Raw genomic sequence first — 21,027 nt, forward strand, 5'->3', positions numbered from 1 at the left:
AATACGAGCGATCGCCCAGTTCATCTCGACACCAAAGGCTGAGGGACTGGTGGGCTGATAGTGGTCAGGATTGAGGAATCCCGTTAAGGCCTCTGCGGTGCGAATGCCTCGCTGCCACAGCAGTTGAGCGGCAAATTGCCCAGAACTACTCACGTAGTCTTGGACGGTTTTCAGAAACCAATCGGGCACACTAGAGGCAGGCTGTAGCTGCCAATGAAGAGATGGGCCAGGCATAGCGATCGCAGGCGAGATAGGTTAAAAACAAGGGGTGCTCCCTGCTCTATCCTGATGGATCTGCGCCGGGTTGACCAGTATCTACAAATTTGCTGACCATCTTGCCCGAAATGAGAGACGTCCCTGCTGTATCTCTTTAGTAATTTGTGGTCTCTATCGCCAGATCAACTTCATCTGCAATGAGTCCATCTTGGATGCGCGTTTAGATCCCTGATGTGTGGCGATGAAATCAGGATGTGTCTCAAACGGTAGATGCAGCGTCACCCTACTTTTAGAGAGAAACCCGAGGAGACATGGTAATGAAACTCAGATGCCTTTTAACCGCCCTGTTGATGGCTGTATTGATGTGGGGAGCCCCAGCTTATGCCTTTCAGGCTGATGATCTTGACCAGCTTATTTCTACCCGTGCTTGTGTTGAGTGTGACCTACAAGACGTTGATCTACGAGGCTCCAATCTAAGTGGGGTCAATTTGGAAAAGGCTAATCTTTCCCGCGCTAACCTGATGGCGGTGAATTTAATGGGGGCAAACTTGGAGGGAGCGACGCTGGATGAGGCGTTGATGTTTGCCGTGAATCTGCTTGATGCCAATCTCCATGGGGTGAGTGTGTTTGGTACAGAGCTGGGTGGAGCCTATGTCTGCAACACCACCATTCCCAGTGGGCGCATTTCCAATCGCGACTGCGAGGCCGAGGATGAGTTGATCGATGAGCCTCAAGATGCTGCTTTGATGCAAGAGATGAATGATGCACTGGATGAGGCGGCCGATGATAAGGCGGTCGATGCAGCAAAGAAGGCGGCCGATGCAGTGCTGTTGGACGCCAATGATGAGGCTGACTCAGCGGTAGACAAGATGATGAACTAGCGCTCTTGATAAGACCTAGTCCCTTGAAGAGATACGGAGATACTCCTAACGTGGCATCTTCTATCGATAGAGGCTAGGCACGCCTAGTCAAGCTGATCTAGTCTAGAGTGCAGATAGTCTCGACAGACTGATTAGTTTTACTAGGAGTGACATTAACGATGAATTGGACTCGATCCATGATGACTTGGGTGCTAGTGGCGATCGCCGTTTTGGTGGTGGGCTGCGGTTCTGCGCCGACTAACGCTGGCCCCGTCTATACCCCCGAGGAGATTGCGCAAATCCAGCGGTATACCACTGAGGTTTCCGATCTGCGCGATCGCCTGACCGAGGCGGTGCCCCCCATGATTGCCAACGAAGAGTGGCTGGATGTTGAAACGTTTATCCATGGCCCCTTGGGAGAATTGCGAACCAAAATGGCATCGCTGACTCGCAGCCTAGAGCCCAAACTGCAATCCCAGTCTCAACAGACTGCGCGGGATGTTTTTGGGCATCTGGTGAAATTAGATGAGGCGGCTCGCGGTCGAGCTTCGGTCAAGGCAATTGTGAACTATAACGGTGCAATCGAGGATCTAGCCGCATTTCTCAATCAGGTACCCGCAGAGGTGAGGGGCACGGATGAACCGTCTGTATAGCCTGTGGACGGCTTGAGAACCTTCCAAACCCCGGTTTTGGGGTCGCGGTAGACCATGAACGGATTGGGGCGTAGGGGTTGGCTACAAACTTTAATCATGGCTGTTCCTCCTAGGGTAAAACCATTGGCAACTGAGCACGCTCAGTAGTTTGGGGTGCATAATGCCATTCTAGGAGGCTATTCAACGGTCTTGGGTGATCTGTCTAGCCCTTGGATATGATTTGTCTCACAGAAAAAGGCGATCGCCTTCACAATGTCTTTGCCGCTTCTTCACACAACCATTGCAGACCAAGAGCGATCGCCTGCCTTAGCCCTCTGCCTCAATCTCCCACGCGGCCTGGAAGAAATCTCGTTCACATTCCATGGCATAGCGATAGGCGGCATCTACAGCGGCTGTGCGGGGAGCCTGTTCCGCTAGGGTGGCAAGCTGCTGAGCTAGATCATCAAACTCAGGGCTGCTGTAGGTTCTAATCCAATCGGTATAGTCGTGCTCGGGAATGGCAGGCTGGGCGAGCTGCTGCCCCAAGTAGGCATAGAGTTTCATGCAGGGCAGCATGGCGGCAGTGGTGACGCTGGTATCCTGGCTCCATGCGGTGGCTAGTAGGAAATCGGTATAGCGGCGGGTGGCGGCCCCTGGTGTTATTTGCGTGAGGTCTACCTGCCAGGATTGGGCATAGCTCTGGTGCAGCCGCAGCTCGGACAACACCCCTCCCGCTAGGTCATGGAAGGTGCCAAATCCTTCCCAGGTGGAAGCCTTGGCAGCAGCAATGCTATAGGCCCGGGCAAAAGATTCTAGAAAAAAGGCATCTTGCCCAACGTAGTAGGCAAATTTATGGCGGGGTAAGGTGCCGCTGTAAATCCCTTGAACAAAGGCATTTTTGAGACAAGCGATCGCTAAATCTTGATTAGCCTGCCATAGATCCTCTGCAACCGACATCGTTCCTCCCTGATTCAACGTCCTGACGCCATACAACTAGCCATTAAAAAGGGTGAGCCCTAGCCCACCCTTGCTCATCATCTCAAGTTAGCACCGGTTGGTCTAGACGTTAGCAGCAACCTTAGCCTCTTGGACGAGATGTTCGTAGGTCGCGCGCATCTTGAGACCCACCAACACTTGGAATAGTCCGCTACCGTTGTTCGAACCCGGATATTCCTTATGCTTCAGCAGCAACTCGGTCATCTCGCCGTAGTGCTTCGTTGAGGTATTGCTGAGGTGATTCTCAATGTAGATGAGTTCCTCAAGCTTCTCAAACTGGCCGTCAACCTCTAGCACCGACACATTATTGCCGTAGTAGGTATCGGGGCCATAGAACATCCGAATGCCGGGGTAGGAACAGGTGAGTTTCCGTCCACAAGGAATCCAGTCGATGGTTGAGCCTTCATCGAAGAGGTAGACCGGCTCGAAGTCTTGCACACCTTCTTTTTGGATGAGGCGCACTCGCAGCACTTTGCGCTCTTCATCGTTGGGAATGAGCTTGGTGGGTAGGATTTGAATGACGACATCCGCATACTGCTTTTGGACGTCTACATAGGCTTCAAAGTCAGGGCGGCGGGCGTTGATGGAGGCCAAAATGTCTTCATAGGTGTGCCCACGCTCAGCCATATCTCGCTGGATCTTCCAAGAGATTTTCACCTCGTCGCTGATGTCGAGGTATACGCTGAAGTCCAGAAGCGATCGCACCCGTTCGTCATACATGGGGTGCAGCCCTTCAATTACCACAATATGGTTAGGCTCAACCCGCTCTGGCGGATCCAGTTCACCCGTTTCGTGGTTGTAGATGGGCTTATCGATCGCATTGCCCTCTTTCAGCGCCTTGATTTGTTCATACATCAAATCAAAGTTGTTGGCCTTGGGGTTCAGCGCCGTAACACCGGCCACCTTCCGCCCTTTGCGGTCAAGGCTATGGTAGTCATCTAGACAAATGACCGTCATCAACTCTTCCCCGAACAGATCCGCCAAACGGCGCAAAAAGGTTGACTTACCACATCCGGAATCTCCGGCTACGCCAATTAAGACAATGCGATCTGGCTTACTGCTCATAGGTACCTCTAAACACGAATGACAACGACTCAACACTCTTAAATCTGGAACAACAGCATCCCCGCAGAGCAATTCCCCCAAGCCAGCAGTTCCGCAAATTGTATTTCGCAAATTATACCGCTGAGCGTAGGCGTAAATATGATTGACGCCCAATTAAAAATCAAGTCTTTCCCAACCGTTTCAGAATCTTAGACGCAGACTGAGCGTCACTCAATCCAATTCTGAAATCACTGAGTCTTGACGTTTAGTCTTGACGCAGACCTGTCAAGTTGGTTAGGGAAATGCTTGAAATCGCCCAGGAATAACTGGTGAGTATTTAATACTATCCATTAATAGTTATGCTACCAGACTGATGCCTACCCCATCAAGACACAGATATGCCCTAGCTACATCTCATGGGGTAGATACCCTCATCTGGCTTCTGGCTAGGGCTAGGAATTCCACAAAGAATCTAAAAGTGACGCGCTGGCAACATTTTTCCCGTCAACTTTTCGATAATCTCAGTCGTAGTTCGTCTTGATCATGCAAGGCGAAATGATTCCTATGGGTTGAGAGATTGGGCGCGGTGGCGAAGGCAGTCGTTTGTGCGGTGAGGGCTGCCATGCTCTGAGAAGGTAATCTGTGTGGCGGAGGCATCGGCGATCGGGATGTATAGGTCAAGAATTGAGTTGAGATTAAAGCGTTTTGTGGATCAGAGAGCTTTATTCTGATAGCTTGATCTGTGGTGCAGTGTGGGTGATATATGCCCCGCGCTGTGGTAGGTTTGACTTAAAAACACCTAATTCTGATTGGCAATGTATAATCCAAGCGCAGCAGGCAAGGCTTCTAACACAATCTACGGGAATCGTCTTTTCGTATACGAGGTTGAAGGCCTACGTCAAAACCTCGAGGCAGACAAAGCAGACTACCCCATTCGCAAGAGTGGCAGTGCCTACATTACCGTGCCCTATGGTCGCATGAATCAGGAGATGCAGCGCATTACTCGTCTAGGCGGGCGGATTGTGAGCATTCGTCCCCTTAGTGAAATGAGTCGTGAATTGGCAGAAGCCAATAGCCCATCTTCGAGTGCAGCCCCTCAGCCCAGTCAGTCGGCAGGAGAGAGCAAGGCTATGACACAGGCGGCAAAGGCTGAAAAGAAAACCGAGGTTCCGGTCAATCTTTACCGACCCAAGTCACCTTTCATCGGCAAATGCATTAGCAATGAGCCGCTTGTGGGTGAAGACGGGATTGGTATTGTGCAGCATCTTACGTTTGACCTATCGGGTGGCGATCTGCACTACCTAGAAGGACAAAGTATTGGCATTATTCCTGACGGAACAGACGAGAAGGGCAAGCCTCATAAGCTTCGCCTCTATTCCATCGCTTCGACCCGTCATGGCGACAAGCTGGATGATCAAACTGTTTCCCTCTGTGTGCGGCAGCTTGAGTATAAGCACCCAGAAACCAATGAAACGGTGTATGGGGTTTGTTCCACCTATCTCTGCAATTTAGAACCCGGCGCAGACGTGAAAATTACGGGGCCGGTGGGCAAGGAGATGCTGCTGCCTGAGGATCCCGAGGCTAAGGTGATCATGATGGCTACCGGTACCGGAATTGCACCTTTCCGGGCTTACCTATGGCGCATGTTTAAAGAAGAAGAGCGGAAGCGCAACACGGATTATGACTTTAAGGGGTTTGCTTGGCTCATCTTTGGGATTCCGGTGACCCCCAATATTCTCTACAAGGAAGAATTGGAGGCCATTCAAGAGCAGTATCCCGACAACTTCCGTCTCACTTATGCCATCAGCCGTGAGCAGCAAAACCCAGATGGTGGTCGGATGTATATCCAGCACCGGGTGGCTGAATATGCGGATGAGCTATGGGGCATGATTCAAGATCCCAAGACCCATACCTACATTTGTGGATTGAAGGGTATGGAAGGTGGTATTGATGAAGCGCTTTCGGCTGCAGCGGAGAAGACGGGTGTCAACTGGTCTGACTACCAGCGCCAAATGAAGAAGGAAGGCCGCTGGCACGTCGAAACCTACTAAGCGATTCTATGTGGCAACATTCCAGGATGCGCAACTGCTCACTCAGGATGTTGCCCTAGGGGCTTGGCTAGGCAAGCTGCTTAATTTCAGGAAACAGAAAGGGAGCGATCGCCCTCGATCGCTCCCTTTTGCATGGAGTTTCAAGCTAGATTCAGGGCTCTCAGGAGGACATGACCTAGAGGGGACGATACACCCGATAGTTGATGTCGGGGAAAATATTGTCGATCGCCTCCACCTTCTCTAGCCAGCCGGAGTCCAGTTTGCCCTCTAAAATATCGTCCCGCAGCTTGTTGAAGCGCATCAAGTGCGATCGCGTCCGCCGTACGGCATAGGGCACCATGGTACCGGTGCGCATAATGAATGCCCAATCCGACGACTGGGCCAAGAGGAGTTCCCGAGCTGCCTGGTTGAGCGATCGCCACTCTAGATCATCGGCCGGTTCTCGCTTCGATAGTTCAATCATCCGCTCGGCGGCCTTATGCAGATGGGGATAGATCCAAGCATTGGTTTCATTCAGCCAATATTCATGGAAACCCCTAAAGCCCCAGCTCGACTGAGATGGCCGACAAACCTGCTGGGTGGGATGCTCCTGGAGATAATCGGCTAGGTGGGTCATTTCATAGGTGTTTTGGTCAAACCAGGTTTTGCGGAACAGGTAGTCGATAAACCACGGCCCCTCATACCACCAATGCCCAAACAGCTCAGCATCGTAGGGCGACACAATAATCGGCGGGCGCTGCATGATGCCGTGAAGGTGTTCCACCTGTTTCTGGCGATTCCACATGAAGTTACCCGCATGTTCTGCCGCCTTTTCCCTTGCCCAATAGGGGTCATACCAATCCTTGTCGCTCAGCCCTAGCCCCTTGCCGGTAATCTTGTGGTACTTGATGCCCACATTCTTCCGTTGCCCGTTGGGCATGATGTAAGGCTTGATGTATTCGTATTCCGCATCCCAGCCCAAGTCACGGTAGAACTCGCGATATTCCGCCGCGCCAGGATAGCCCACTACCGAAGACCATACCTGCTGGGAGGATTCGTGGTCACGTCCAAAGGCGGCCACCCCGGTTTCTGTATAGATCGGGGCATAGGTGCCAAAGCGTGGGCGCGGGCGAGCATAGAGAATGCCGTGGCCATCGCTCAAGAAGTACCGCAGTCCGGCATCGGCCAACATGCGCTCTAGCCCTTCGTAATAGGCACATTCTGGCAACCAGATGCCCTTGGCAGGACGTCCAAAGGTTTGCTCATAATGCTCACAAGCCACCTGCACCTGTGCCCAAACCGCTTGGGGATACATTTTCATCAGGGGCAGATAGCCATGGGTGGCTCCGCAGGTGATGATGTCTAGGTTATTGCTTTCTAGATAGTTGCGAAAGCCTGTGATCAGGTTGCCATCATAGCGTTCCCAGACTTCCCGCACTTGGTTATATTCCGAAGCATAATGCTCAGACAGGTAGCGCAGATGGCCATTGTGGGTGTTGCGCTCAACTTCCATCTCTGCCAGCTCTTCTAGCTTGGCTAGGTGAGCGTCATAGCGCTCCTGCAGCAGCGGATCTTGCAGCATAGACACCAAGGGTGGCGTCATGCTCATAGTCATTTTGAAGTCTACCCCGTCGCGCTTCAGCCCATCGAACATTTGTAGCAGGGGGATGTAGGTTTCGGTGATGGCTTCGTAAAGCCATTCCTCTTCCAACACGTAGTCGCTTTCCGGGTGGCGAACGAAGGGAAGGTGAGCGTGGAGAACCAGAGCGACGTATCCAATACTCATAAGCGCTAGGGGTGCATAGTAGCCGAGAGGTGGGCGGGCTGAAACAACATTAAAAATGATGCCGAGAATCAGTATTGTTTGATAAAAGCAGTCTATAGAAGCAGATAGTGTCCTCCCTGCTACAGGTACATGCTGCATGACTGGCGGGTCTTGATGGCATAGTTTGCCTTGTGGATGGTCTGCCTTGTGGATGGTCTGCTCCCTGGTTGGGCAGTGGACTCATCGGGCAATGGGCCAAGACAAGGCAATAACCCAGATCAGACTGTGACCCACGGAGCAGGGATGTAATCAGGGTGGACTGCTGCCAAGATTGTAAAGCAAAAGCTAAACACATTTTCCGAGAGATGCAACTAGATTCGTGGCAACCTATGAGGATTTGACCCAGGGGGATGAACGCGGTTAGGCAAAGCCTGGGGCTTAGAACCGCTGTTGTTGGCTGCCGTAGATGATGGGCCATGCGAACCAAGGATGCACGCCATGTCTACTCTCTTTGCAGGTATTTTCTCGCGATTAAGTCTGACTATTAAATTATCTTGCTACTCTAGACGTATTCATCAGAGGGTTGCTTAACTTTGGTAAGACTGACGCTGTGCAACAGCTTGTCTGCCTACCAACCAAGACTAGCTATTAAGAGGCTTTTAGATCGGTCAAACTGCTGAGGGCTTGATAAAATCTAAGCACGATTGCAGGATGACGTTCATCGGTTGACAGTCATGGCTTTCATGACATGAAGATGGGCTTGCTGAATTGCTGTCACATAAGCTTTGATTGGATAGTCTCTTGGGTCATCAATTTCCACTGCCACATCTGGGTACGCTATGACACAGCCGACGATTTTAGAATTGGCAAAACAAGGTGATCCCCAGGCGATCGCCACCTTAATGAATCGCACGCTTCACACTCAAGGCATGAATGCTAGAGTAGCGCGTCAGGGCGATCGCCTCTTGATCATGACTGAGGCCGCACAGGTGCCAAACCGCATGGTTATGACTAACTTTGTGCGCAATGGTATCAATGGTCTAGAGCTAGACTCTATCCGCCTCATTCGGATTTTGGGCAAGAAGACGGGGGATGACCAAGCAGCTTGGGTACAGGAGCTTGAACTCTCGGAGCAGGGAGCGGCGATCGCCGCGCCGAAGCCGCCTGCCTCTCCAGTCTCCGACGTGGAAGAAGCAACTCCACCGGTGATTCGCCCTCTGCCGCCGCCCCCACCCCCTGGCAGAATGCGGTTTAGTGGTGAAGGTCTGGCTGCCCCAGCTCAGGACTCCCCCGAGCGATCGCCGGATGTGATTCCCAAGCGTGTTCCACCGCCGCCACCGCCGCACCTTGATGGACTATCGTTGGGGCGAACACCGGAGCAGGATGAAGATGATGAGGTGGTGGACTCTTTCATCCCTGACGACACAACCGTATTGCCTAGCCTTGAGGATGACTTTACTGCATCGGAGTTGGATCTTGACCTCAACCGGGATGAAGATATCTCCTTTGATTTGCAGCCTGCCAGTGACTCCGATGCCGACTCCTATTCTGAGTCGTTGATTGATGATCTCTTCAATACAGAGGCACAAACGACGATTGAAGATGACGAGGAGATCAGTCTAGCTCTTGATGACGCTGAGAATGATTTGTTGGGGCTGAGTGATGATGTTTTGGCAGATTTGGTAGGCTTAACTGACCCAGACATCCGCCCCGGCAATCCGCCTTCGATGCCCGAGCCAGATGCTGATGTAGCGATGGATCATCCTCGCTCATCGAATTTAGAGCAGGAGCCTTTGATGGGGATGCCGCCGGTGAGCGAGCCGGCCGAGGTAGACAACACATGGGAGCCCCCCGATGCCGAGGGACGTACTGCGGCCCTAGAGGCTGAGCAAGAGCAGATTGAGTCAAGTTCTGCCGAAGAGCCTTTGGCCTTGCCCCCAGCTTCGTCCCCTGCTCCGGCGCTGCCAGAGGAATCTGAACCTCAGCGAGCTGGGGTGGGAGCTGGGTCGATCTTTGGTGTGATCTTGGCGTTGATTATTGCTTGGATTGGCGGGCTGATGGGCTATAACGCCTGGCAGTCCATGAATCAGCCGGAAGGGGAAGGGAATGGCAGTCCAACGGCGGTCGATGCGCCCCCAGATCCTGAACCCTCTCCTGATAGTCCGGAAGGCGAAGCGGTTGAGACAGACAGCGCTTATGAGGAAGCGATCGCTCTGGCGAATCAGGCCAATCGGTTAGCGGCTAATGCTCAATCGCAGGATGATTGGGCTTTAGCGGCTAGTCAATGGCAGCAAGCTGTAGCCCTGCTGCGCAGCGTGCCGGAGGATGACCCGAACTATGCTGATGCCCAGGCCGCGTTGCCTAACTACGAAGAGTCTTTGGCAATTGTTGAACAGCAGGCCGCGTTGCCGCCAGGTACCGAGTCTTTGCCTTCAACAACGGTCACCATATCTAATGCTGGCACTTGTCGTGCGGTGCGTTCGACCCAGGAATCGCCGCCCCTTGAGCTCACCAATGTTCAGTTCAATGCACCAACGGGTAATAGCCAGATCACCTACATTGTGGGCTGTATCACCAACCATACCGACCAAGTCATCGGCAATGTTAGCATTGCCTACCAAGACAGTGCTGGCGCTGAGCAGATTGCAGAGGGGCGCTTGAACTTCAATGATCTCGCACCGGGGCAAACGATTCCGTTCCGCAGTGACTTTACCCTGAGTCCTGATACAACGGAAGCGACGATTGAACAGATTTCCTGGGCGGCGGTGGGTGCTACGTCGCCTCAAGAGTTGGATGCCTCAATTCGCTTGGTGCGCTAGGCGATCTAGATGCTGATGATCTACGGTGGGAAGGGAGGCGATCGCCCGAGATGGTGGTATCGTCTTCCTTGATCGTTTGGTATGCAAGGGACACATGATGCAAATTTACCAACAAATCCTCACCGTCAAAACTGATGGTAAGTCACTGTGTAAAATCACGAATCCGGTGCAGGATATTGTGACCCAGTCTGGCTTTCAGATAGGGCTTTGCCAGCTCTTCCTGCGCCATACCTCTGCCAGTTTGGTGATTCAGGAAAATGCCGATTCGGATGTCCTCAAAGATCTGGCTAACTTCTTTGCGCGGCTGGTGCCCGAAGATGCGCACTACATCCACAGCCTAGAGGGGGCAGACGACATGCCGGCCCATATCCGCACGGTGCTCACCCACACATCGGAGCAGATTCCCCTAGCCAATGGCCGGCTCATGCTCGGCACCTGGCAGGGCCTTTACCTGTGGGAGCATCGCCAGCGTGGCCAGCGGCGGGAGGTGGTGGTGCAGATCATGGGGCAGTAAGACAGCTATGGTGCCAGAGATTTTAACCGTGCCCTTGCTGCAGCTAGCCTCGGGCGATCGCCTTTCGCTGCAGGTCTATCGATATGTGGGCCGTCATCCCGGCAAGAAAATCTATATTCAGGCCAATCTCCACGGTGCGGAGTTGGCGGGCAATGCCGTGATCCACGAGGTTTTAGCAGGGCTGAAAACCCTAGATGATGCAGACCTGCGGGGTGAGGTTTGGCTGGTGCCGCTCTGCAATCCTTTGGGCGTCAATCAGCGATCGCACCATTTTGCCAGTGGACGCTACAATCCCTACGATGGGCGCGATTGGAATCGCATCTTTTGGGACTATGAAAAGCAGGTGGATCGCAGCTGCATTCAGCAGTTTGCCCAGACCCATCTCAACGACCCTTTAGCGACCCTCCAAGCTGCCTATCGCCAGAGGATTCACCAGCAATGTCTAGCCGATCAACAGCAGGAATCCCAGGGGGGTGGCGCACCACTACATCATCGCTATCGCAACTGCTTGCAGTCCCTAGCTCTGGATGCCGATACGGTGATTGATCTCCATAGCTCATCCAACGATGGGCTGAACTATCTCTACTATGGGGGCGATCGCCACCTGGGAGCGGCTCTGTTTGGCTTCGATCTGGCCATTCAACTAGATCGCTACGATGGCGATGCCTTCGATGAAGCGTTTATCAAACCCTGGCTGGCGCTGGAGCGGGAATTGGAGATTCTGGGGCGATCGCTGCGGTTTGACCTGGAAGCCTACACCCTAGAACTTGGATCGGCGATGCGGATGCAGCCAGATTCCGTAGAACGCGGTGTGCAGGGCATTCAAGCCTACCTGTACGAAAAGCAAGTGATCACTCAGCGTTGGACAACGCCGCTTCCTTTAGCAACGCCTCAACTCTATCGAGCCAGCGACATCCAGCGATACTATGCTCCTACGGGTGGCATCGTGCGATCGCGGGTTTCCTTGGGCGATCGCGTTGCTCAGGGACAGGTTCTCGGTGAGATCTTACAGGTTCCTAAGGGCCCCGGTGACTATCCCCAGGTGATGGAAATGCGCGCCATGCAAGCCGGTCTTGTGTTGGATCGGGGTATTAATCAGGCGGTGAACGAGGGGGAATATGTGCTGGCTCTATTGCTGGAATCCTGTACTGAATCACGATAGACAGCCATTTCAACGATGGTCATCTTAACCCTTGCCTGCCGCTACGGCAGACTGAATGAAAAGAAGCTGTCGGGTTTCGGCTGCGCTCAACCCTCTAGTCATAGGTTGGGCTGCACTCAAGCCTCTGCGCATCAGGCTTTGAGCCGTCAACCAGATACCCGACATTCACGCTTTGCGTAGCCGGTATCTTCAGTCAAACTGACGTGGAATCAAGGCTCCACCCTGCATAACGCGGTTGTAAACCGTGAGGCAGCATACGGGAATAGAAACAATCAGAGCGACGACTAAAAGTGATTCAACGTCCATGTTATGCACCGGCGTAACGTCTGATGATAGCTTGACTAAGTTCATATCTATCATCAATCGCAGATGTACGGGGGCAACTATTGCATGCTCGTCACATACCGTAGTGCTTCTACTCAGTTGTACTGAGAAAGGTATCTACTGTGTTGCAACTCTGTTGCATTCGTTCACACCGGTGCGCTGAATTGCCGCTAGCCTTCCGCTAGCCAGCGGGCGGCATCTTTGGCATGGTAGGTGAGGATCATGTCGGCACCGGCCCGCTTAAAGCTGGTTAAGGTTTCTAGGGTGATCTTTTGTTCATCAATCCAGCCATTGAGAGCTGCTGCCTTAATCATGGAATATTCCCCAGAGACATTGTAGGCAGCGACCGGTAAGTTGGTGGCTTCCTTAACGCGCCAGATGATGTCCATATACGAAAGGGCCGGTTTCACCATCAGCATGTCTGCGCCTTCGGCAATGTCCAATTCAATTTCCTTGAGGGCTTCAGTGCCGTTGGCTGGATCCATTTGATAGGTGCGGCGATCGCCAAACTGGGGCGCGGAGTCGGCGGCATCGCGGAACGGGCCATAGTAGGCCGATGCGTACTTGGCGGCGTAGGACATGATGGGAATATGGGCAAATCCGCCTTCATCTAGCCCTTGGCGAATCGCCTGCACGAAGCCATCCATCATGCCGGAGGGGGCAATAATATCGGCACCGGCTTTAGCTTGAGACACAGCCGTCTTCTTGAGCAGCTCTAGGGTGGGATCATTGAGCACTCGACCGGACAAATCCCCTACCTCTAGATAGCCGCAGTGACCGTGGGAGGTGTATTCACATAGGCAGGTATCGACGACCACGATGAGATCGGGCACGGCTTCTTTCACCGCTGTTGCGGCTAGCTGCACAATCCCATGATCGTGCCAGGCTCCTGTCGCTTCCACATCTTTGGTCTCAGGAATGCCGAACAGGATAATGGCTGGAATACCTAGGTCGTAGACCTCTTTGGCTTCTTCAACAATTTTGTCGATGGAAAGCTGGTAGACCCCTGGCATGGACTTGACTTCGCTGGCAATGCTCTCACCGGGTACCGCAAACAGGGGATAGATCAGATCATTGGTGGTTAAAACTGTTTCACGCACCATCCGACGCAGTTGGGGATGGCTACGCAATCGACGGGGACGATGGGTTGGAAACATTGCTTCAAACTCTAGACGCTAAGAGGTGACTAACTCATGGAAACGATCGGAGCATGGCAGGCGATCGCCCTTGATCCCGGTGCCGTGGCTTGGGAGGCGATGCGATCTGTGAACAAGGCGTCCGATTGTAATTAAGTCTAAAGCGTGGACTGCCCCGAAAACTCAGTCCCTAGGTTACATTGTGTAACGCTTGTGCTGGTCAAGGAAGGTCTGGGAATTGGGGGCAGCGCTGGCTAGAACAACGGAGCTGGATTAGCAGACAACTGCGGGATTGACAGGCCTGGGGTTTGAGCGATCGCCCCACTTTCGGTGGCATCATGTTCCGCCGCATCCCGCAATTGTTCACGCAGATCAGGCATCACGGCCAGGGCCCTCGTCCAATCTGGGATTTGCGCCCCGGATGGATCATGGAAATACTGCTCCCCAGCTCGCTCGATTACCTTTTCAAACCGCTCAATGGTTTCCTCTTCTTGGTGGCGGTTGTAGGCAATGTTGTTAAACCGGGCATCGACGAAGTACTGGCGGGTAAAGTCTTGGGCTCGCCGCCGAAACTTCACGCGCAGCGTATGAATATGGTCAATGGAAATCACCACCTGCTCCATTTCGGTCAGGGTACGCAGGATCGAGCACATGATGTCTCGGCACATTTTTTGCAGACCATCATCCGGCGAGTTGCCCAATCCTTGATGTTTATGGTCAAACACTCCTAGATCCACCTGGGAAATTTGCTTCCTCGCCACATTTCGGTAGACCTCAGCTAAGAGCCCCACCTCCAGTCCCCAGTTGGCCGGAACGCGGGTATTCAGGGCTAGGTTGCGGGTCAGGGCAAATTCACCAGATAGGGGATAGCGGTAGGCACTGAGGTAGCGCAGGTAGTCGCGGTAGCCAAAGACCTCGGTCATAGCCGTGAGCAGCGGCGTGACAAAAAGGCGAGATACGCGACCATGGAGAGCTCGTGGGTAGTTGCCCAGACGAGCATAGAAGGCTTTATTGAAGGCGATGCCAAATTCTTTTTCCAGCAGTGGGTAGAGCAGCTTCAGGGGATAGGTGCGGTCGTAGGTGGTGATGTCGGCATCATGGAGGGCTATCGCTTCTGCCTGAAGGGAAGCAACACCTAGCCCTAGCCAAACGGCACGCCCCTTGCCTCGAAAGCGCGTTAGATCTAAGCCGCGATCGCGGAGATTCTGCAGCACTTGGGTGACCCTGAGGCCATTTTCCCAGATGATCAAGGTTTGCTGGGGTAGGGGGTCAAAAAACTGTACTGCTTTAGCATATTGCTCTGGCGTATCTGCATAAAGACAGATAACTACTGTGTCTACGAATTCACAGTGACGAAGGTGTTCTCGGATTTGAGCTAAGGCAGGTCGCTCTAATTCATCGTACAGAGCCGGAATAAGAACAGCCGTGGATGATTGTTGACTTAAGTGGATAAGTCTATCTTCTATGTATCCTAGATCACATCCAAAGTCGTGAATCGTGGTGATAAGTTCTTGCTTATAATCCATGCAATCACCGGAAATAGGTCATTCGTCAATGGTTTGTGTCGGGATGATGCCCCACGAGCAGGGTTGTCCTCATGATTAGGCTGGTCTCGATTATCCGAGAAACTGAACGCGATCGCTGTCAGAGGGACTACAAATGAGCGATCGCCATCATGAATAAGCGTGGCGATCGCGGATCCGTCACGCTTAGGCTGGTCGGCATGGTGAAAAAATCAACCAGGTTAAGATGGGCAATGACGTGGTGTAGCATCATTTCTACGCCACATGGTGCATTTCTACCCCAACAAGATTCGTAGTGTTAACTACTGAGGTTGCCCGGGAAACCTCCCCATAATGAGTATAGTCCTGAGTTGCCCCATTGCTGCAATTGCTCTTGCCCATGGGGCGATCGCCCTATGGTTTTGTTAGGCATCTACACTGTTGACTTTACCTTAACGTTTGACGATTCAATCGCTAGCACCCATCAGGATTCAGGCTATCTGGCTAGAGCAGCAAGGGCTTTAAAGTCTGCATTCCCTGACATCTACCTTGCCATTATTCAGTTCACGTGTGGAACACCAGCCAACTATGACTGTTACAAACCAACCTGCTGATCGATACCCTTACGTTGCCCGTCGTATCCGCCCATTGCTCGAAGCCGTTTACCTAGAAAACCAAGTTGATATCCTGACAGACCGCATCTACGGACTGCTTGAAGAGCACTTCGCCGCTTCTATGGACGAAAATTTCCAGAAGTGGAGCGAAGACAATGTGTTGCTGATTACCTACGGAGATAGTGTCTATACCCCTGATGAGAAGCCACTGGCCACGCTGAAGAACATCCTAGATGGCTATCTAAAATCTGCTGTAACTGGGGTACATATTTTACCGTTTTGCCCCTATAGTTCCGATGATGGTTTTGCGGTCAAAGACTACCTTAGCGTTAGCCCAGAACTAGGAACCTGGGATGATGTGCGGGCGATCGCTCAGGACTATGACCTGATGGTGGATTTGGTGTTGAACCATATTTCCAGCCAAAGCGAATGGTTTCAGCAGTTTAAAGCGGGTCAAAAGCCTGGATGTGACTACTTCATTACGGTGTCGCCAGAGACAGACGTCTCTGAGGTGGTGCGACCGCGCAGCAGTCCGCTATTGGTCAACGTAGATACAGCCAAGGGCGAACAGTATGTCTGGGCAACCTTTAGTGATGATCAAATTGATCTAAATTTTGAGAATCCAGAGGTTTTAATCGAGTTCATCAAGATTATTTTGTTTTACGTAGCTGTTGGGGCCAAATACATTCGTCTAGATGCGGTGGGATTTCTTTGGAAACGTTTGGGCACTCCCTGCATTCATTTGCCGGAAACTCACGCCATTATTCGCCTATTGCGGGAAATTTTGCAAATGGCGAACCCAGACGTTGCCCTGATCACCGAAACGAATGTACCTAATCGAGAAAACCTCAGCTACTTTGGCAACCGCAATGAAGCCCACATGATCTATAACTTCAGCCTGCCTCCGCTGTTGTTGAATGCATTGATGCAGGGGCGATCGGATCACCTCAAAACTTGGATGATGAGTATGCCGCCGGCCCCTATTGGCTGTGCCTATTTCAATTTTACGGCGTCCCACGACGGCATTGGGCTTCGACCGGCGGAAGGCCTGCTCAGTGACGATGAATACCAGGCCCTGCTCGACACCATGCAGCGATTTGGCGGCAAGATTAGTATGCGTCGTCATCCAGACGGTAGTGAAAGTCCCTATGAAATTAATATTTCCTTGTTTGATGCCATGAAAGGCACGGTTAAGGGACAGGATCGCTGGCAGGTGGAACGGTTCCTTTGTTCCCAAACCATTATGTTATCTCTGGAAGGTGTTCCTGCCTTCTACATCCACAGCCTCTTGGCTACAACGAATGATTTAGATAAGATGGCGCGCACAGGACACAATCGTTCCATTAATCGCCATCAGTGGGATTATGATCAACTGGTGACAGCTCTAGAAGATGAAGCATCACCCCAGGCGATCGTCCTCAAAGAGCTATGTCGGCGAATTCAAATTCGGCGACGGCAGGGAGCCTTCCATCCCAACGCCACCCAATATACGCTGCACCCCATGAATAAGGCGCTGTTTGCTTTCTGGCGGCAAAGTATGATTCGCGATCAAAGTATTTTCTCGATTCATAACCTCAGCGATCGCACCCAGCAACTTGCCCTATCCAACCTCAATCTGGTGATTACCGATCCCTGGTGTGATTTGCTCAGCGGTCAGTTGATTCACAATATCTACGACAAGTTTGTCCTCAAGCCCTATCAATCAGCATGGATTACCAACAAGTTTGATCCTAGTGATGTGAGAGAGGGGCAGTAGCTTAGTACTGCAAGACAGAAGAACGAAGACAGAAGAACGAAAAGGACTTCCAGGACACACAAGGGTTTCCACCTTAGCCAATAGGCGGGCTACTTCTGCATCAGAGTACTAGCCTCTTCCGTGGGAGGAGGTAGCTATTGGCAAGCATTTCGACGCTCAATGTTCCAATCCTTGTGAGAGGAGGGTTGAGCGTCGTCGAAACCCGGCAACGGAGCTTCATTGAAAGGGGGCTACCTGCTTAAATGGTGCGGTATGGTAGTCATCGTTCCCTGCATTCTCCCAGACCTATGGCTACCTCTCCCGCCGTGCTCATCTTTACCGATTTAGATGGCACGCTACTCAATGCTGATGATTACCGCTATGATGCAGCGCTGCCGGTGCTTCAGGCTCTACACCGGCAGCAGATTCCGGTGATCCCGGTGACCAGCAAAACCCGCCGGGAAGTGGCTGCTCTCCGCCAGCAGATTGCGCCCCACGATCCCTTTATTGTGGAAAATGGTAGCGCAATTTTTTTCACTAGGGGCGATCGCCGTTTTGATCTGGCCGCCGTTCATGGATCGATCACTGATCCTGCCGGCACGGACTCTACTGACACTGACCCTACCGACACGCTCCAAATGTGTCGCCTAGGCTGTACCTATGACGAAGCACGACAGGCACTCGTCGAGCTTTCTCAGTCACTCAATATACCCCTACAAGGATTTGGCGATCTCTCAGCAGCAGCGTTGCAGGATCTGACGGGTCTCCCCTTGTCCGCGATCCCCCTGGCCCAAGCACGGGATTTTACGGAGCCGTTTGTGATGCCCAAAACCATCCATCCTGATCAATTAGATGTGGCCGTGCAGCAACTGGGGATGGGTGTGGTAGTGGGCGATCGCTTTTCTCATTTAATTGGCCCCCATGCCGGTAAGGGCAGGGCGGTGCGGCTGTTAATAGCTGCCTACCAGAGCGCTATTCCTGAACAATCTATCTACACCATAGGGCTAGGTAATAGTCCTAATGATCTAGAAATGCTAGAAGCGGTTGATCTGCCTGTGGTGATTCCCGGCTCGTCCGGGGCCCACCCAGATCTCAGCGATCGCGGTTGGCAGATTGCGCCAGAATCCGGCAGTCGAGGATGGGCGATCGCTGTGCAGCAGGCACTTCAAGTGAACAGATGAGCCTGCTCGATCAAGACTGTAGGCGTAGACGGATCGATACCGGCCACCTGTGGAAGGCGATCGCTCGGCCGAGATTCTAGCCTGTAACATTTCTATATCTGCCTACCCTTGATGTCTTAGGTCATTTATCTTGTTCTACTTATGTGGGCAATGGTATGGCTATTGTCTGGACACCCTCGGGGATATCCCGTATAAACACGGAGATTGTCGTATTCTTGAGGACATGGCTAATCCTGAGCGATTGTTCGACATAGCCTAGCGCCCTTGCCCTACTGGCTCAAATCTCTTGACAGACGCTGTAAGATGCTAGTAAATATTGACAATCTTTGTAAGTTCTTCATGCAAACCTGAAGAATATTGAAGATTGTGTAAAGTGTACAGAGAACTAACAAGCAGCGTGGGATAAGCCGTTTAAACTCATGTTCGTAGAAACACTGAGGTTTTTCCCTGTACTTCAGTGGATAGAAGTATGTCTGTTCGAGATGTCTAGTATCCTAGCGTTAACTGCCTAAGGTTTCTTACGGAATGGCTAGGATTGCTATCGTAGTACTCTACGGAATTCAGTGAAAGGAGGGCCTACTTAAACGCTTAGACCTTTAATAATCTCTAGCCATCACCAACCACATCTTTCCGAATCTGATGCTTCTAGAGAGTCATGGGGCGTTCTAAATAGTCATCAGATGATGTCATGCTTGAGGCATACAAAATATGGGCATTGCTGATTAAGCTATAAATCTCATCAAGGGCGAGTAGGTGTTCGTCTGTGTGAGACCTATTAAACGTTTAGCCTCTTAGCTGTGTTTAGCGATGTTACGTAGGCAATGATGATCCTGCCCTAAGTAAGAAATCAGCATAGCTAGTGTTTGATGGGTTGACCTCGTAGCTACGGTGAACTTCTAATTTCTATAGACTCATACGTATAGACTCTACTCAATTTCTGCTGTCAGCGACGAGTTTGATGATGAGTCATCTCTGATCATAAGTTCATTAGGCTGTTCTTAAGGGTAAAATGAAAGGTCTTAAGGGTAAAATGAAAGGCATGTTCTAGATGCCTAGATATTTGACATTTATATCTTAATGTGCCCTGTCAATGGAATGGGTTCAAGTCGATGGCAATCTTGAACGCGCGAATTCCATTAGCTTGGCCACGTAGTCTAGATTCATCAGTCATTCATGTCATCCATCCTTCACTGCATCGCCTGAGACGATCATAAATTATGAAGATTGCCCTAGTTCATGATTACCTTACCCAACGGGGAGGGGCGGAACGAGTATTCGAGCTTATATGCCGTCGCTTTCCAGATGCGGACATTTATACGTCTATCTATGCGCCCGGACATACGATTGATTTGGGCGATCGCCCTGTGAAAACGACATTTCTTCAAGCTATTCCAAAATCGGCGAAGTACTTTCGACTCTTAGCTCCTTTGTACTATCCCGCATTTCGTACCCTAAATCTACAAGGGTATGACCTAATCATTAGCAGTACATCCAGCTTTGCTAAGGCTGTCCGTAAGTCCAAAGGAGCTTACCACATTTGTCTGTGTCACAACATCACGCGGTTTCTTTGGGATACACAGACTTATTTGAAGGAATATCGTGATTTTAAGGCTTTCTCGCCAGTCATTAAAACGATATTTCAGCTTATGCGCAAGACTGATATTCGGTATGCCCAAGAGCCAAACTTATACATTGCCAACTCCAGTACAGTGGCTCGCCGAGTAGAGAGTATTTATAAGAAGCCTGCCATCGTGATCAACTACCCAATTGACGATCGACGGTTTACTTTCTCGGCCCAGAAAGATAATTTTTATTTAGCCTCGGCTCGGCTGCTAGGGTATAAGCGAATAGACGTCATTGTTGAAGCATTTAACCAGCTAGGTTGGCCGCTTCTGATTACCGGTGATGGCCCTGAACGCAGCCACTTAGAGGCTATGGCTGCTGACAATGTTACGTTTTTGGGGTATGTGAGTGATGAGGAACGTTGTCGCCTGATGTCTCGGGCTAAAGGCGTGATTCTCGCTGCTTTGGAGGACTATGGGTTGGTACCGATTGAGGCGAATTTTAGCGGTACGCCGGTGGTTGCCTATGGAGCTGGGGGGGTTTTAGATACACAGGTGCCGGGGACAACGGGGCTGTTCTTTGATCAGCAAACGCCGGAGTCATTGATAGCCACGCTACTAAAGTTTCAAGATATGTCGTGGGATTATGAGGCTATTCGTGATCATGCTGTTCAGCGTTTTACGGAAGCCGTCTTTTTCCAACGTGTTGAACAAGCCATCCAAGATGTTTGTGGAGTCCAAAGTTTAGCCTTAGCAAGTTAGGATGTGAGAACCTGCTATGCCTGAGAATCGTAGCGAAGATCTATCAACCGGGGAACTAGGATACGGTCAAATCCTGTCTGTTTTGTGGCGGCATCGCCTGTGGATTATTGGCGCACTGCTGGTCACAATTCCGATCGCTGCCCATAACTCGCGGCAAAAGGAGCCAACCTACC

At 51.6% G+C, this 21,027-nt stretch carries 17 protein-coding genes; 9 read left to right on the plus strand and 8 right to left on the minus strand.

The genetic code is table 11. The features are described from left to right. Positions 1–234, minus strand: a 234-nt coding sequence (locus tag V6D20_17420; protein HEY9817563.1) for a hypothetical protein, incomplete at its 3' end; no start/stop codon positions are given. Positions 235–533: 299 nt separating this feature from the next. Between V6D20_17420 and V6D20_17425 the strand changes: the two genes are divergently transcribed. Together V6D20_17425 and psbQ are read left to right on the plus strand one after the other, a co-directional pair. Next, on the plus strand, positions 534–1,097 hold the full coding sequence (locus V6D20_17425) for a pentapeptide repeat-containing protein (protein HEY9817564.1): 564 nt from the start codon (positions 534–536) through the stop codon (positions 1,095–1,097). Between the two features lie 158 nt (positions 1,098–1,255). Next, entirely contained in the window at positions 1,256–1,729 is a 474-nt protein-coding gene (gene psbQ / locus V6D20_17430) for a photosystem II protein PsbQ (protein ID HEY9817565.1), read from the plus strand. A gap of 306 nt (positions 1,730–2,035) precedes the next feature. Here psbQ and V6D20_17435 read toward each other — a convergent pair whose 3' ends face one another. Then, entirely contained in the window at positions 2,036–2,665 is a 630-nt protein-coding gene (locus V6D20_17435; protein ID HEY9817566.1) for a TenA family protein, read from the minus strand. A 102-nt stretch (positions 2,666–2,767) separates the two neighbouring features. Then, positions 2,768–3,769 (minus strand): phosphoribulokinase, encoded by a 1,002-nt coding sequence (locus V6D20_17440; GenBank protein HEY9817567.1) that lies wholly within the window; start codon positions 3,767–3,769, stop codon positions 2,768–2,770. Positions 3,770–4,563: 794 nt separating this feature from the next. Between V6D20_17440 and V6D20_17445 the strand changes: the two genes are divergently transcribed. After that, a complete protein-coding gene (locus V6D20_17445; GenBank protein HEY9817568.1) occupies positions 4,564–5,799 on the plus strand; it encodes a ferredoxin-NADP reductase in 1,236 nt (411 codons plus the stop codon). Between the two features lie 175 nt (positions 5,800–5,974). Here V6D20_17445 and V6D20_17450 read toward each other — a convergent pair whose 3' ends face one another. Next, on the minus strand, positions 5,975–7,564 hold the full coding sequence (locus V6D20_17450; GenBank protein HEY9817569.1) for a glycoside hydrolase family 57 protein: 1,590 nt from the start codon (positions 7,562–7,564) through the stop codon (positions 5,975–5,977). A gap of 818 nt (positions 7,565–8,382) precedes the next feature. On the opposite strand from V6D20_17450, the gene V6D20_17455 reads away from it, so the two are divergent. The 3 genes from V6D20_17455 (at position 8,383) to V6D20_17465 (ending at position 12,038) form a co-directional block, all read left to right on the plus strand. Further along, positions 8,383–10,362 carry an FxLYD domain-containing protein gene (locus V6D20_17455; GenBank protein HEY9817570.1) on the plus strand — a complete coding sequence of 660 codons (1,980 nt, stop codon included), beginning with the start codon at positions 8,383–8,385 and terminating at the stop codon, positions 10,360–10,362. A gap of 94 nt (positions 10,363–10,456) precedes the next feature. Next, positions 10,457–10,876, plus strand: coding sequence for a secondary thiamine-phosphate synthase enzyme YjbQ (locus tag V6D20_17460; GenBank protein ID HEY9817571.1), 420 nt, complete (start codon positions 10,457–10,459; stop codon positions 10,874–10,876). A gap of 7 nt (positions 10,877–10,883) precedes the next feature. Beyond that, positions 10,884–12,038 carry a succinylglutamate desuccinylase/aspartoacylase family protein gene (locus V6D20_17465; protein HEY9817572.1) on the plus strand — a complete coding sequence of 385 codons (1,155 nt, stop codon included), beginning with the start codon at positions 10,884–10,886 and terminating at the stop codon, positions 12,036–12,038. Positions 12,039–12,227: 189 nt separating this feature from the next. On the opposite strand, the gene V6D20_17470 is transcribed toward V6D20_17465, so the two are convergent. The 4 genes from V6D20_17470 to V6D20_17485 all read right to left on the minus strand — a co-directional run bounded on the left by V6D20_17470 (position 12,228) and on the right by V6D20_17485 (position 15,274). Continuing rightward, positions 12,228–12,389 carry a hypothetical protein gene (locus tag V6D20_17470; GenBank protein HEY9817573.1) on the minus strand — a complete coding sequence of 54 codons (162 nt, stop codon included), beginning with the start codon at positions 12,387–12,389 and terminating at the stop codon, positions 12,228–12,230. A gap of 143 nt (positions 12,390–12,532) precedes the next feature. Further along, positions 12,533–13,519 (minus strand): porphobilinogen synthase, encoded by a 987-nt coding sequence (hemB, locus tag V6D20_17475; GenBank protein HEY9817574.1) that lies wholly within the window; start codon positions 13,517–13,519, stop codon positions 12,533–12,535. A gap of 233 nt (positions 13,520–13,752) precedes the next feature. Next, entirely contained in the window at positions 13,753–15,024 is a 1,272-nt protein-coding gene (locus V6D20_17480; GenBank protein HEY9817575.1) for a hypothetical protein, read from the minus strand. A 127-nt stretch (positions 15,025–15,151) separates the two neighbouring features. Further along, a complete protein-coding gene (locus V6D20_17485) occupies positions 15,152–15,274 on the minus strand; it encodes a hypothetical protein (protein HEY9817576.1) in 123 nt (40 codons plus the stop codon). A 314-nt stretch (positions 15,275–15,588) separates the two neighbouring features. Here V6D20_17485 and V6D20_17490 point away from each other — a divergent pair, with 314 nt between their 5' ends. The 3 genes from V6D20_17490 to V6D20_17500 all read left to right on the plus strand — a co-directional run bounded on the left by V6D20_17490 (position 15,589) and on the right by V6D20_17500 (position 20,854). Further along, entirely contained in the window at positions 15,589–17,370 is a 1,782-nt protein-coding gene (locus tag V6D20_17490; GenBank protein ID HEY9817577.1) for a sugar phosphorylase, read from the plus strand. Between the two features lie 287 nt (positions 17,371–17,657). Continuing rightward, entirely contained in the window at positions 17,658–18,530 is an 873-nt protein-coding gene (locus V6D20_17495) for an HAD hydrolase family protein (GenBank protein HEY9817578.1), read from the plus strand. Positions 18,531–19,747: 1,217 nt separating this feature from the next. Then, entirely contained in the window at positions 19,748–20,854 is a 1,107-nt protein-coding gene (locus tag V6D20_17500; protein ID HEY9817579.1) for a glycosyltransferase, read from the plus strand. Positions 20,855–21,027 lie beyond the last annotated feature (173 nt).

It is taken from the genome of Candidatus Obscuribacterales bacterium (genome assembly GCA_036703605.1).
In the GTDB taxonomy this organism is placed as follows: domain Bacteria; phylum Cyanobacteriota; class Cyanobacteriia; order RECH01; family RECH01; genus RECH01.

Bases quoted from the DNA above. Each gene is read 5' to 3' on its own strand.
- V6D20_17425 (HEY9817564.1), top strand. From the start codon at position 534: ATGAAACTCAGATGCCTTTTAACCGCCCTGTTGATGGCTGTATTGATG.
- psbQ (HEY9817565.1), top strand. From the start codon at position 1,256: ATGAATTGGACTCGATCCATGATGACTTGGGTGCTAGTGGCGATCGCC.
- V6D20_17435 (HEY9817566.1), bottom strand. From the start codon at position 2,665: ATGTCGGTTGCAGAGGATCTATGGCAGGCTAATCAAGATTTAGCGATC.
- V6D20_17440 (HEY9817567.1), bottom strand. From the start codon at position 3,769: ATGAGCAGTAAGCCAGATCGCATTGTCTTAATTGGCGTAGCCGGAGAT.
- V6D20_17445 (HEY9817568.1), top strand. From the start codon at position 4,564: ATGTATAATCCAAGCGCAGCAGGCAAGGCTTCTAACACAATCTACGGG.
- V6D20_17450 (HEY9817569.1), bottom strand. From the start codon at position 7,564: ATGAGTATTGGATACGTCGCTCTGGTTCTCCACGCTCACCTTCCCTTC.
- V6D20_17455 (HEY9817570.1), top strand. From the start codon at position 8,383: ATGACACAGCCGACGATTTTAGAATTGGCAAAACAAGGTGATCCCCAG.
- V6D20_17460 (HEY9817571.1), top strand. From the start codon at position 10,457: ATGATGCAAATTTACCAACAAATCCTCACCGTCAAAACTGATGGTAAG.
- V6D20_17465 (HEY9817572.1), top strand. From the start codon at position 10,884: ATGGTGCCAGAGATTTTAACCGTGCCCTTGCTGCAGCTAGCCTCGGGC.
- V6D20_17470 (HEY9817573.1), bottom strand. From the start codon at position 12,389: ATGAACTTAGTCAAGCTATCATCAGACGTTACGCCGGTGCATAACATG.
- hemB (HEY9817574.1), bottom strand. From the start codon at position 13,519: ATGTTTCCAACCCATCGTCCCCGTCGATTGCGTAGCCATCCCCAACTG.
- V6D20_17480 (HEY9817575.1), bottom strand. From the start codon at position 15,024: ATGGATTATAAGCAAGAACTTATCACCACGATTCACGACTTTGGATGT.
- V6D20_17485 (HEY9817576.1), bottom strand. From the start codon at position 15,274: ATGATGCTACACCACGTCATTGCCCATCTTAACCTGGTTGATTTTTTC.
- V6D20_17490 (HEY9817577.1), top strand. From the start codon at position 15,589: ATGACTGTTACAAACCAACCTGCTGATCGATACCCTTACGTTGCCCGT.
- V6D20_17495 (HEY9817578.1), top strand. From the start codon at position 17,658: ATGGCTACCTCTCCCGCCGTGCTCATCTTTACCGATTTAGATGGCACG.
- V6D20_17500 (HEY9817579.1), top strand. From the start codon at position 19,748: ATGAAGATTGCCCTAGTTCATGATTACCTTACCCAACGGGGAGGGGCG.